The following is a 12,294-nucleotide window of genomic DNA, read 5'->3' as shown; positions in this document are numbered from 1 at the left end:
ACGTGCACAAGACCAATGGACGGGATTTCCTCCACGCAACTTCTATGCAGTCGCACAATGCAGGTAATCTTGCGCCTTTGACGCTTGCCGCCAAACAGGAGCCTGCGGGTATGGAACTTCATGTTGTCATCAACGGCCGCAAGGACCTGGCGGGCCAGTTGTATCAACAATTACGCAGCGCCATCGAAAGCGGTCGCCTGGCCGCCGGCACGCAACTGCCGCCCAGCCGCTTGCTCGCCGAACAACTGGGCATCTCGCGCAAGACCGTTTCCGACACCTATGCGCAACTGACCTACGAAAACTTCCTCACCGGCATCATCGGCAAAGGCACCTACGTCAATGCACGACCTGCCAGGAACGTGCGAAAACAAAGCCACCACGAGCTGGCCGGAGCCGATGTCGTCGAAGCCTGGCGCAACATGCCGGACCTGATGCGTCATCCCACCCTTGAAGGTGCGCTACGTTACGACTTCATCGGTGGCGCCATCGGCAAGGGCCAGTTTCCCCTGGATGACTGGCGCCGCTGCACCGCCCATGCCCTGCGCCAGATCGCCAGCGCCAAGGGCTTCTACAGCCAGCCCGAAGGCTTGCCGGCGTTGCGCAATGCCATCGCCCGGCACATCGCGTTTTCCCGCGGGGTCAATTGCCAGGACGCTGACGTGGTGGTGTGCAACGGCGCGCAACAGGCCCTGGACCTGATCTCGCGGGTGTTGACCCGGCCCGGCAGTCTGGTCGCCATGGAAGATCCGGGTTATCCGCCGGCGCGACTGCTGTTTGGCTCCCACGGCGCCACGGTGGCCGGGGTGCCGGTGGATGAGCAAGGCATGCGCGTGGAGCTGATCCCCGATGGCACGCGGCTGATTTATGTGACGCCCTCCCACCAGTTCCCCCTGGGCATGCCCATGAGCCAGGCCCGCCGCGAGGCTTTGCTGGCGCGGGCCTACGAGTTGGGGGCGATCATCATCGAAGACGATTACGACAGTGAATTCCGCTACGAAGGTCGGCCCGCCGACTCGCTGCAGAGCATGGACGAGCGCGGGATCGTGGCGTACGTCGGGACCTTTTCCAAGACCCTGCTGCCAGAGCTGCGCCTCGGCTACGCGATCCTGCCACCGGCGATTCTCGAAGCGGTGATCCTGGCCAAGCGCCTCACCGACCAGCACACCTCCACCCTGCCCCAATGGGCGCTGGCCAAGTTCATCGCCGAGGGCTGCCTGCTCAAGCACATCCGCCGCTGCCATACCCTGTATGCCGGTCGGCGTGAGCGGATCCTGGCACGCATGGCCGGGGACTTGTCGCCCTGGTTCGAGGCCGTGCCCACCACGGCGGGGTTTCACATGGCAGTGCTGTGCAAGGTGCCAATCGACCTGGCCCTGGTGATCGAGCTGGCGAAAAAAGCCGAAGTCGGGCTCTACAGCCTCGCTGGTTTTTTCAACGATACCCCGGTGCGACCGGGTCTGTTCTTCGGTTTCGGTGCCATCGAAATCCTCGACATCGACATCGCCCTCGACCGCTTGCGGGACATTTTGCAGCAGGTCGCCTGAGCGATTGGACTGGGCATTTATCCGCCCATTGGCTGTTTGAGCCTCGCCCCGACAGGCCTATCCTGCACGGGTGTCGTTGAATGTTGAGCAACCCCCATTCGACTTGATTCAGGAGCCTGAACAATGTCTCGCCAAGTGATCAATACCGTCCAGGTGCAGGCCGCCGCCGGGCGCTCGGAAGAACTGGGCCGGCAGTTGCAGCAAATCGTCGAGACCCTGCGTGCACAGCCGGGGTGCGATGCCTACATGGTCGACCGTTGCCCGGAGGATGGCGACCGCTGGAACGTCAGCGCCCGCTGGCAATCGGAAGCGGCGATGCAAGCCCACTTCAACTGCCCCGAGGTGCAGGGCTTTATCGGCCTGATCGACAACCGCCTGGCCCGCAGTGTCGACTTCAACAGCTGACACCCCGGGCCCGTAGGAGCTGCCGAGTGCAACGAGGCTGCGATCTTGTCCAATCCAATTGAATCTCAAGCGAAAGATCAAAAGATCAAAAGATCGCAGCCTTCGGCAGCTCCTACAGGGGGTTACCTTTCGAGTTTGGTGGATCGCGGCATTGGTCTACCCGCCTTCCGAAAGATTGGACGTTTGTTTGCCTCAACGTGGGGCTTAGGGTGACTTCATCATCGCGGCAACGCGAACTCACTCAAAAAACCCACGAAGGTAACCTGCCATGAAAGCCCTCTATCTGATCGCCGCCCTCAGCCTGCTGCCCATCACCCACATCTACGCCCACGAAGCCGCGCCCTCGGAGAAGGTCAACGTGTTGCAGGAGCAGATGTTGAAAAACGCTCCCGGGAAAAAGGCCATGATGCTGACCGTCGACTACGCCCCCGGCCAGTCGTCCATCGCCCACAAACATGAGGGCACGGCCATGGCCTATGTACTGGAAGGCGCCATCACCTCACAGGTCAAGGGCGAGCCGGCGATCACCTACAAGGCGGGGGAATTCTGGTACGAAGCCGCAGGGTCCGAGCACCTGGTTTCGAAAAACGCCAGCGCGACCGAACCGGCGAAGTTGCTGGTGTTCATGGTGATGGGCAAGGATGAGGCGGTGTTGATTCCGCTGAAAAACTGACCAGCCACACCGCTGCGCCTCTGTGGGAGTATCTTTACCTAAGGAGCAACTGCATCAATAAAAAAGCCCCGCATCTCTCAATGCGGGGCTTTTTCATTCAACGCCGGATCAGTTGGCCGTTACGACCGCCTGACCACTCATTGCCAGGTCCAGCAGCTCGCGGTTGGCGACCGCGTACATGGCGTAGTCGGTGCCGCTGGCGGCACGGATGTCCACCAGCATCGCGCGCCAGCGCTCGACCATGCTGTGATGCTGCTCCAGCCATAGTGCCAGGCGGGTTTCCACTTCCTGACTACCGTCACCCTCCTGCAGGACCGAGATGGTGATCGCCCGTTGCTGCCAGTCGACGTCATCGCGGAACGCTTCGCGGGCCAGGGCCTGCCAGTTGTTTTCCACCGGCAGAGCGCTGATCTGTTGCAGGTACCAGGTAATGTCCAGGGCGCTGCCCACGGCGAAGTAAGCCTTGGCCACATCGGCGGCGTTCTGGCCAGTCACGTCGGACGCCTCGATGATCGGCAGCAAGGTGTACAGGTGCGTGGTGCCGGCGACCATGCGCGCCAACAACTCTGGCACGCCAGCCGCGACATAGGCCTGGTAGCGGGTCTGCCAGCCTTCGCGGGTCGGGCCTTCCAGCAGTTCGTCGAGCTTGAGGCCCAACGCCGCCAGGTGCGGACCGAAGTGCGCGACGTCACGGGCAGCGTTCTGCTCGTTGCGACGGCTGCGCAGGAACCAGCGCGTGGCGCGACGGCCCAGGCGCATCAGCTCGTCCATCAGCTCCAGTTGCACGTCGGCCGAGACCTGATGGTCCAGCGCTTCGATCTGCCGGAACCAGTGCGGGAGATGGAAGATATCGCGCACGATCACATAGGCACCGGCCACGTTCGCCGGGCTCATGCCCGTAGACTCCTTGAGCCTTTGAACGAAGGTAATGCCCATGTGGTTGACCAGGTCGTTGGCGATCTGGGTGCTGACGATCTCGCGTTTCAGGCGATGGCGACGCATGGCCTCGGAGAATTGATTCACCAGCGTCGGCGGGAACGCGGTTTCCATGTCACGGGTCAGGTAATCGTCGTCCGGTACCAGGGAGTTGAGCAGCGCTTCCTTGAGGTCGATCTTGCTGTAGGAGATCAGCACCGACAGTTCGGCACGGGTCAGGCCATGGCCCGCCGCGACACGCTCAGTCAGCTGTTCTTCGGTCGGCAGGAACTCGATGGCGCGGTCCAGCTTGCCCCGGGCTTCCAGGTCGTTCATCAGGCGCTTGTATTCGGCGATCCGCACGAAGGCGCGACGGGCCGCCAGGGACAGGGCCTGGGTCTGCTTGTAGTTGTTGCCCAACACCAGGCCACCGACTTCGTCGGTCATGCTCGCCAGCAACTGGTTGCGTTGCTTGTCGGTCATGTCACCGGCCTGCACCACTTCGTTGAGCAGGATCTTGATGTTCACTTCGTGGTCGGAGCAGTCCACGCCGCCAGCGTTATCGATGAAGTCGGTGTTGGAACCGCCGCCATTGAGGCCGAACTCGACGCGACCCAGCTGGGTCATGCCCAGGTTGCCGCCCTCGCCCACCACTTTGCAGCGCAGTTCGTTGCCATTCACCCGCAGTGCATCGTTGGCCTTGTCGCCGACATCGGCGTGGCTTTCGCTGCTGGCCTTGACGTAGGTACCGATACCGCCGTTCCACAACAGATCCACCGGTGCCTTGAGCAAGGCATTGAGCAGTTCGGTCGGGGTCAGTTTGTCGGCCTTGATGTCGAAGCGCTCTTTCATCTGCGGCGAGATGGCGATGCTCTTGGCGCTACGCGAGAAGATCCCGCCGCCTTCGGACATGATGCTGGCGTCGTAGTCGGTCCAGGCCGAACGCGGCAAATCGAACAGACGCTTGCGCTCGGCAAAGCTGCTGGCGGGCTCCGGGTTCGGGTCGATGAAGATGTGCAAGTGGTTGAAGGCCGCGACCAGTTGCAGCTTGTCGGACATCAACAAGCCGTTGCCGAACACGTCGCCGGCCATGTCGCCGACACCCACCACGGTGATGCTGTCTTCCTGGACATTGATGCCGCGCTCGCGGAAGTGACGCTGAACGCCCACCCACGCGCCCTTGGCGGTGATGCCCATTTTCTTGTGATCGTAGCCGGCCGAACCGCCGGAGGCGAACGCATCGCCCAGCCAGAAGCCGTAGTCGATGGCGATGCCGTTGGCGATGTCGGAGAAGGTCGCAGTGCCTTTGTCCGCCGCCACTACCAGGTACGGGTCATCGTCGTCATGCCGCACAACGTTGGCCGGCGGCACCAGCGCGCCGTCCTTGAGGTTGTCGGTGATGTCCAGCAGGCCCGAAATGAAGATGCGATAGCAGGCGATACCCTCGGCCGCGATCTCGTCCCGGCTGCCGCCCAGCGGCAGGCGACGTGGCAGGAAACCGCCCTTGGCGCCCACCGGCACGATCACCGAGTTCTTCACTTGCTGGGCCTTCACCAGGCCGAGCACTTCAGTGCGGTAGTCTTCTTCACGGTCGGACCAGCGCAGGCCGCCGCGAGCAACGTTGCCGAAGCGCAAGTGCACGCCTTCGACCCGTGGCGAGTAGACGAAGATCTCGAACTTGGGCACCGGTTTCGGCAGTTCCGGGATCAGGTGCGGGTTGAACTTGAAGCTGAAGTAGGACTTGTTCTGGCCGTTGGCGTCGGTCTGGTAGAAGTTGGTCCGCAGGGTGGCCTTGATCAGGTCCAGGTAGCGACGCAGGATGCGGTCTTCGTTGAGCACCTGGACGTCGTCCAGCGCCGTGAGGATCGCCTGTTCCAGACGCAACTGCTTGTCTTCCAGGTCATCGCCGCTGAGTTTGCGCGCCAGGTAGAAGCGGGTCTTGAACAACCGGGTCAACTCGCGAGCGATGTCGGTGTGGTTGTTCAGGGTGCTGGCGATGTAACCCAGGTCAAAGCCCAGGCGGATCTGCTTCAGGTAACGGGCGTAGGCACGCAGCAGCGCGACGTCACGCCATGGCAGGCCGGCGGTCAGCACCAGGCGGTTGAACGCATCGTTCTCGGCATCGCCACGCACGATGTGGACGAAGGCGTCCTGCAAGGTGTCGTTGAGCTGCTGGATGTCCAGGTCCAGGCCTTCGGCGGCGGTGAACGCAAAGTCATGAATCCAGAATTCGCGGCCATTGGTGTGGCGCAGGCGGTACGGGAACTCGCCCAGCACGCGCAGGCCGAGGTTTTCCAGGATCGGCAGGACGTCGGACAGCGCCAGCGGCGTGTCGGCGTGATACAGCTTGCAATGCAACTCGCGCTGGCCGGATACCTGGCCCAGCGGCTGGTAGAAGCTCATCACCAGCGGATTTTTTTCGCTCAGGCTCAGCAGGTGCTGCATGTCGACCACGGCCGAGTGGGCGGCAAAACGCTCACGGTAGCCGGCCGGGAAGCCTTTCGGGAAATCCGACAGCACGTTGGTGCCCTGGGCTTCGCCGAAGCTTTCGATCACCAGGTTGGCGTAGTCGTCCTTCCAGCTGCGGCAGGCCTGCACCACTTCTTTTTCCAGCAGGACCGGATCGATGTCGAGACGGTTCTTCGGGTCCACCCGCAGAATCAACTGCACGCGGGCCAGCACGGATTCGGAGAAGAAGGTCCAGAACTCGCAATCCGAGGCCTTCAGGCGATCCATCAGCACTTGCTGGATCTTCTGGCGCACTTCGGTGGAATAGATATCCCGCGGCACGTAGGCCAGGCAGTAGCAGAAACGGCCATACGGGTCTTTGCGCAGGAACACACGGATCTTGTTGCGTTCCTGGATCTGCACGATGGACATGACGGTGCTGAACAGCTCGTCCACCGGGGTCTGGAACAGGTCGTCACGGGGCAGCACTTCGACCACCTGAGCCAATTCCTTGCCCAGGTGCGCCTTGGCCTGGAAGCCCGAACGACGCTCGACTTCCTCGACCTTGCGACGGATGTACGGGATGACCCGCACGCTCTCGCCATACACCGAGGAGGTGTACAGGCCCATGAAGCGGCATTCCTTGACGACCTTGCCATTGGCGTCGATCACGCGGATCGACACGTAGTCCGGGTAGGCCGGACGGTGTACGCGGCTCGGGTGCGCGGCCTTGGCGAACGACAGCAGGGTCGGTTCGCGCAGGTAGTTGACGGCGTAGTCTTCGATGCGCAGGTCATCGGCGGTGAGGCCGGCGCGCAGCAGTTTGGTCAGGCCGAGGAACGAATCGGGGTTGTATTCGATGTGGCCGCCATCGGCTTCATCACGCACCACGAACTCTTCGTAGCCGAGGAAGGTGAAGTGGTTGCCCACCAGCCATTCCAGGAAGCTCTTGATTTCGCTTTTTTCGTCGGCATCGATGGCATAGGCGCTTTCGTCCAGGCCGATCAGGATTTCCTGGACCTTGGCTTTCATCGGCTCGAAATCAGCCACCGCCACCCGCACTTCGCCCAGCACTTGCTCAAGTTCCTTGCTCAGGACATTGAGTTCGGCGGCGTTGGCGCAGCGGTCGATTTCCAGGTACATCAACGACTCTTGCAGGATGTCGTCGCCCTGGGTGCCCTTTGGCAGGATTTCCAGCAACTCGCCCTTGCTGCCGCGACGCACGCTCAGCACGGTGGTTTGCAGGGTATGGATGCTGTAGCCGCGACGGTTCAGTTCGGTACGGACCGAATCCACCAGGAACGGCAGGTCATGGTGCAGCACTTCCACGGCCGTGTGGGTCGACTGCCAGCCGTGGCGTTCGTAATCGGGGTTGTAGACACGCACCTGCGGTTGCGCGTGATCGAAGCGCTCAAGCAGGCGCCAGGCAGACAGGGTGCAGCCGGCGAGGTCGGACAACCGGCGCTGGGTGAGTTCATCGAGGGAAATGATGCCGAAGAATTGTTCAGCGAACAGCGCCACTTGTGGCAGTGCCTGTTCACTGATGTGCTGCGCCAGTGCCGCTTGCAGTTGATGCTGGAAGTCGGCTTTGCTGGCTGCGGTGAAGAACGCCATCTGTGGTACTCCGCTTGGGCTTGTTATTGATGAAAGCGTCGCGTGCAACCCCTTGCGGGGCTGTCGGCCATCCCGTTCCTGATTCTCGGGCAGAGGAAACAGGATGACAGGTGGGTGAAGCTGGACGCGACCCGCAGGTCACATCCTTTTCCATGTAATTTCATGTCATGGGCACCTGCAAAAAGCACCTCGGGGTGGCCTTTGCAGGTGCACATCCGTTGCGCAGCTTAACGAGTGCGACAATATGCCTGCTTGCGGCGCTGCGACATATTCGGTCATCGGCAAGCTAAACCGGCCCGTGTTCATCGAACAACCCTAGCAGCCCAGGGGCCAAACGGCACCTGGCAGGGTGAAATCGCAGCCAGATTGCGGTAATCCAGCGCAAAGTCTTCCAGGCTGGCAAAATCCACTTTTTTCGGCTCATCGAGCCAGGAGCCCATCACCATGCAAATGACCACCGCCCTGCTGATCGCCAACCCGTGCGACGAAGAAGAAGACAACATGGCCATGCTCTGCTGCCACAGCGCCCAGGGCGAAATGTTCCTGATGACCCGCTACCCCGACGAAGACGAACTGGAAATCGCCCTCGATGGCGAGCCTTCGACGCTCGATGGCGTGAAAGTCACCCTCAGCCCTACCCGCCTGCTGATTGAAATTGCAGCGGCCGATGCCGATGCGCTCAATGGCGACGATGTACTGGAAATCACCCATGACACTGATGCGGCGGATCTGGTGGAAGTCGAACTGACGTTGCAGAACATCCTCAAGGGGACGGGCACCTATATAAGCCAGCTCTGATTCCAAAGGCGATAGCTCCCCTGTGGCGAGGGAGCTTGTTCCCGCTCGACAGCTCCTACACCTATAGCTCCCTCGCCACAGGTTCAGTGCATCAGCGCCTATTCGTCTTTCTGCACGAGATTGCCATCGGCGTCATAGACCAGGTACTCGTCACTATTACTGGGATCCCTCACGTAGTAACGGGCTTCATTGCCGTTATCCGGCACCTTCAGGCTGGTGTAGGAACCCAATTCCTTGATCAACTTGTTGGTTTGACTGATCAGGACCAGCCCGGAACCACCGCCGGCCCGGATGGCCGCTGCGTAACGGGTCTGGAACGCGTTGATCTGGGTGTAATCCAGTGGGACCTGCAACGTGCCCGCCAGGTCGATGGCACCGTAGCTGCCATTGCGCCCGACCACCGCCATGCCGTTGGAAAACGGCGCCACCTCGTCATACGGCAATTTGATGGGTAGCCGCGCGCCCTGGCGATTGATAAAAGCGAATTTCCTGCTTTTAGTGTCCTGCACCAGTAACGGTTGCTGCCCCACGAATCGACCTATCACGTTATAACCCTGAAGATTGATCCGTTTACCTTCCAGGTCGAAAACGTCCTGTCGGCTCCGATCGGCGGAGCTGGTGTAAAGAAAACCCTCGCGGTGCTCGATACCCGAGAATTGCGTCGGCAGGATTTCCTTGCCATCCAGGGTATAGGCACCGTACAGGCCTTCCATGACATCGGTTCGCTTGCCGAGACGGGCAATGAACACATTGTCGGTCACGGTGGGGTTGACGAACTTCATCGGTAATATGAAACGATGATTCCTGGCGTCGTAAAGCCCATAAGGTCCGTTGGTTTCCCGTTCCACCAACAGCAGGCCATTGCTCAACGCCTCGGTGATGTATTCGAACGGCAGGTCCACGAGCTTGTTGCTGCCGGCGGGAAAATAGGCGAGTTGGCTGCGCAACGCCTGTCCGTCCGACTCGGGATCGCTGGATTTTTCCGGGGTAAACAACGTGTAGGTATCGGCCATCAGGCTATCTTGCACCTGCACCCAACGGGGTTTGATCACCCACTGGCCGGCCTGATCGATGAAGCCATAGCGCTCGGCGCTCCGGTCCAGAGCGATGTAACGCGCTTGTTCCGCGAGGACGTTGTCGACCTGGGTGAACTCAACGGTGTTGTCTTCCAGCGGATCAAGTACATGAATGACGATGCGCTGCGGGGTAGCCTCGAAGTGGTAGTCGGCCTCGGTGTTCTTCAGCGGCCCCACCCCGGTGACAAGCGCCTGGGTCACCTGCTCCAGCCGCTGCTGCACAGCCTGACCGGTCTTGAGCTGCGCGAGATCCTTCTTGGTCTCGAGCAGCGCAGCGTGATAGTCACGCAACGCCGCAATGTCCTCGTCCGAGGGGAAGGAACGAGTGTTGTTCCCGTTGCTGTAGAGCGCCTTGCCCGCCTCGGTCACCCCTTGCACCACCAAGGTCGACGTTTTCAGCGTACTCAGCCGCAATGAGGCGCTGTCATCACCCAGGGCCGTGAGCTGGAAAGATTGACCGTCGTCCAGGGCAACCTTGGGGTGGTCCTTGTCCAGAACGACTTTCTTGAACCCCGGGTAGCTGCGGTAAGCGATCGTCAGGCCGAGACTGGCCAAGGGTTTGTTGACCGAAAGTGCGATCGTTTCACGGGGCGACAGTATCTCGTCCGACTCAATCTGGGCCGGCGCCGTGAGATCGGCAAAGTTTTTTTCGCTGCCGTCGCGAAAACGCAGGCGCTCCGGCCGGTACTGCGCAGCCACCGGCTCATCCGGCGTGGCCGCGCGCTTCCAGAGCGGATCAAGGCTGCTGGTATCGAGCCTCACTTCGGAACCATCGGCAAACAGCTTCTGGGCGAAACGCAGGTCCTGGACCGACGCCAGTGCGGTTTTCAGCTGCGCACTGGTGAACGGGACAAACAGTTCCTCGTATTGCAACGCCTGCTCGCTGGCCGGCTCGGTTGCGCCAATAGTCAGGCTCAATTGCGCGTCCATGACCAGCGCCAACGACCTGAGGCTGTCACCCGTGTCATGGATCAAGTAATTCAAGCGCTTTTCCACCTCGGGCAGCGCCAGCGTACCGATGTCTTCTATACCGCCTTCGTTCATGTCCTCGGCGCTAAAGCCTTCATATGCCGGTGCACCGTCCGGGCGAAGCAGGTAGTAGGCCGTACAGCCCAGGATTAACAGAGTCACACTCAGTATCGACAGCAATCTCAAACGAGGCTGGGTAAAGTTCATAAGGGCTTCGGTAGTCAAAGGGCCGGGAAATGCAGGCAGCTAAGCACACGGCCTTGCGCTCTGCAAATCGCCTGGACGGTGCTGATCTGCCGCTTCACAGCAGGAGCCACATGACCTCTGCACCGGCTGTTTGACTGAGACGAGCCATCGTCGTCGCTCTAGTGTCGGGAATCCCGTTACGGCTGAGACACAAGGAGTGATCGGCGCCTAAGTGTTCGCACGGATGTATCCCGAGAGCATCTTCATCAAGATCTCCCGGGGCAAGGTGGTGGATGAAGCCGGGCGCAGTTTTTGTGGCGAGGGGATTTATCCCCGCTGGGCTGCGCCGAGCTTGCTCGCGATAGCGGTGGGTCAGGCTGCATTGAGGTTGAATGTGCCGCCGTCATCGCGAGCAAGCTCAGCTCCCACACTGGTCTGGGGCATTCATAGAATCGTTGCTCACCCAAGATCCCCTGTGGGAGCGAGCTTGCTCGCGAAGGCTTAGTGTCAGGCAACCTTTTCATCGACTGACACACCGCTTTCGCGAGCAAGCCCGCTCCCACAATGAATCCAAGCCGATCACAATTCTGCATGCCAGACAAAATCCCGTTAGTCGCCACACCCCGCCATGCATTAAAGTAACGACCCCAGCCCCGGCGTTATCCGAACGCCCGGGGCCACCCTTTCCAGGAACAGTCACCGATGGAACATCGTGAAGCGCTGCTGGCGCTGCGAACCTTTCTTTCAACGCAGATTCTCGGCCAGGAAAAACTCATCGAGCGCCTGCTCATCGCCCTGCTCGCCGACGGCCACATGTTGGTGGAAGGCGCGCCGGGGCTGGCCAAGACCAAGGCCATCAAAGAGTTGGCCGAGGGCATCGAAGCGCAATTCCATCGCATCCAGTTCACCCCCGACCTGCTGCCTGCCGACATCACCGGCACGGAAATCTATCGCCCGGAAACCGGCAGTTTCGTGTTCCAGCAGGGGCCGATTTTCCACAACCTGGTGCTGGCGGACGAAATCAACCGCGCCCCGGCCAAGGTCCAGTCGGCCTTGCTCGAAGCCATGGCCGAGCGGCAGGTCAGCGTCGGGCGCAGCACCTATGAACTGTCGCCGCTGTTCCTGGTAATGGCCACGCAGAACCCAATCGAGCAGGAAGGCACCTACCCGCTGCCCGAAGCCCAGCTCGACCGCTTCCTGATGCACGTCAAGATCGGCTTCCCGGACGCCGCAGTGGAACGCCGCATCCTGCAGCAGGCCCGGGGTGAAGCGCTGAACGGCGAAACCAAGCCCGAACGCCGCGTCAGCCAGCAGGCGATTTTCTCCGCGCGCAAGGAAATCCTCGGTTTGTACATGGCCGATGCCGTGGAGGAATACTTGGTGCAACTGGTCATGGCCACCCGCACACCGGCCAAGTTCGACCCGGAGATGGCCGAGTGGATCGCCTATGGCGCCAGCCCGCGGGGCTCCATCGCCCTGGACCGTTGCGCCCGTGCCCACGCCTGGTTGGCCGGACGCGACTTCGTCAGCCCGGAAGATATCCAGGCCGTGCTGTTCGACGTGCTGCGCCATCGCATCATCCTGTCGTTCGAAGCCGAAGCCGCCGGCATCGACCAGGACCGGGTCGTGCAGCGGATTCTCGACGTCGTCGCTGTCGCTTGAGTAT

Annotated in this window: 7 protein-coding genes and 1 pseudogene; 6 read left to right on the top strand and 2 right to left on the bottom strand. The window is 61.1% G+C overall.

Going from position 1 to position 12,294, the window contains the following annotated elements; genetic code table 11:
* Positions 1–110: 110 nt before the first annotated feature.
* The 3 genes from pdxR to EPZ47_RS12800 all read left to right on the top strand — a co-directional run bounded on the left by pdxR (position 111) and on the right by EPZ47_RS12800 (position 2,622).
* Positions 111–1,544 carry a MocR-like pyridoxine biosynthesis transcription factor PdxR gene (gene pdxR, locus EPZ47_RS12810; protein WP_135845102.1) on the top strand — a complete coding sequence of 478 codons (1,434 nt, stop codon included), beginning with the start codon at positions 111–113 and terminating at the stop codon, positions 1,542–1,544.
* Positions 1,545–1,667: 123 nt separating this feature from the next.
* The gene (locus tag EPZ47_RS12805) at positions 1,668–1,949 is read left to right on the top strand and encodes an antibiotic biosynthesis monooxygenase family protein (RefSeq protein WP_135845101.1); all 282 of its coding nucleotides are present in this window, start codon (positions 1,668–1,670) and stop codon (positions 1,947–1,949) included.
* Positions 1,950–2,217: 268 nt separating this feature from the next.
* Positions 2,218–2,622 (top strand): cupin domain-containing protein, encoded by a 405-nt coding sequence (locus tag EPZ47_RS12800; protein WP_135845100.1) that lies wholly within the window; start codon positions 2,218–2,220, stop codon positions 2,620–2,622.
* 108 nt (positions 2,623–2,730) lie between these two features.
* Here EPZ47_RS12800 and EPZ47_RS12795 read toward each other — a convergent pair whose 3' ends face one another.
* Entirely contained in the window at positions 2,731–7,599 is a 4,869-nt protein-coding gene (locus EPZ47_RS12795; protein WP_135845099.1) for an NAD-glutamate dehydrogenase, read from the bottom strand.
* Between the two features lie 444 nt (positions 7,600–8,043).
* Here EPZ47_RS12795 and EPZ47_RS12790 point away from each other — a divergent pair, with 444 nt between their 5' ends.
* Positions 8,044–8,397, top strand: a complete 354-nt coding sequence (locus EPZ47_RS12790) for a hypothetical protein (protein WP_135845098.1) — start codon at positions 8,044–8,046, stop codon at positions 8,395–8,397.
* A gap of 98 nt (positions 8,398–8,495) precedes the next feature.
* Here EPZ47_RS12790 and EPZ47_RS12785 read toward each other — a convergent pair whose 3' ends face one another.
* A complete protein-coding gene (locus EPZ47_RS12785) occupies positions 8,496–10,649 on the bottom strand; it encodes a WG repeat-containing protein (RefSeq protein ID WP_135845097.1) in 2,154 nt (717 codons plus the stop codon).
* A gap of 172 nt (positions 10,650–10,821) precedes the next feature.
* Between EPZ47_RS12785 and EPZ47_RS30420 the strand changes: the two are divergent.
* Together EPZ47_RS30420 and EPZ47_RS12770 are read left to right on the top strand one after the other, a co-directional pair.
* Positions 10,822–10,929, top strand: a pseudogene (locus EPZ47_RS30420) (NAD(P)-dependent oxidoreductase); the annotation flags it as partial.
* Between the two features lie 401 nt (positions 10,930–11,330).
* On the top strand, positions 11,331–12,290 hold the full coding sequence (locus tag EPZ47_RS12770; RefSeq protein ID WP_025213310.1) for an AAA family ATPase: 960 nt from the start codon (positions 11,331–11,333) through the stop codon (positions 12,288–12,290).
* The last annotated feature ends 4 nt before the right edge of the window (positions 12,291–12,294 follow it).

The organism is Pseudomonas viciae, from assembly GCF_004786035.1.
Classification (GTDB): Bacteria; Pseudomonadota; Gammaproteobacteria; order Pseudomonadales; family Pseudomonadaceae; genus Aquipseudomonas; species Aquipseudomonas viciae.
Note: the sequence above shows the minus strand (reverse complement) of the source record. Positions and strands in the feature narration are given on the sequence as shown.

Excerpts from the sequence above, each read along its gene's own strand:
- EPZ47_RS12805 (WP_135845101.1), top strand. The coding sequence starts at position 1,668 with ATGTCTCGCCAAGTGATCAATACCGTCCAGGTGCAGGCCGCCGCCGGG.
- EPZ47_RS12795 (WP_135845099.1), bottom strand. The coding sequence starts at position 7,599 with ATGGCGTTCTTCACCGCAGCCAGCAAAGCCGACTTCCAGCATCAACTG.
- pdxR (WP_135845102.1), top strand. The coding sequence starts at position 111 with ATGGAACTTCATGTTGTCATCAACGGCCGCAAGGACCTGGCGGGCCAG.
- EPZ47_RS12770 (WP_025213310.1), top strand. The coding sequence starts at position 11,331 with ATGGAACATCGTGAAGCGCTGCTGGCGCTGCGAACCTTTCTTTCAACG.
- EPZ47_RS12785 (WP_135845097.1), bottom strand. The coding sequence starts at position 10,649 with ATGAACTTTACCCAGCCTCGTTTGAGATTGCTGTCGATACTGAGTGTG.
- EPZ47_RS12800 (WP_135845100.1), top strand. The coding sequence starts at position 2,218 with ATGAAAGCCCTCTATCTGATCGCCGCCCTCAGCCTGCTGCCCATCACC.
- EPZ47_RS12790 (WP_135845098.1), top strand. The coding sequence starts at position 8,044 with ATGCAAATGACCACCGCCCTGCTGATCGCCAACCCGTGCGACGAAGAA.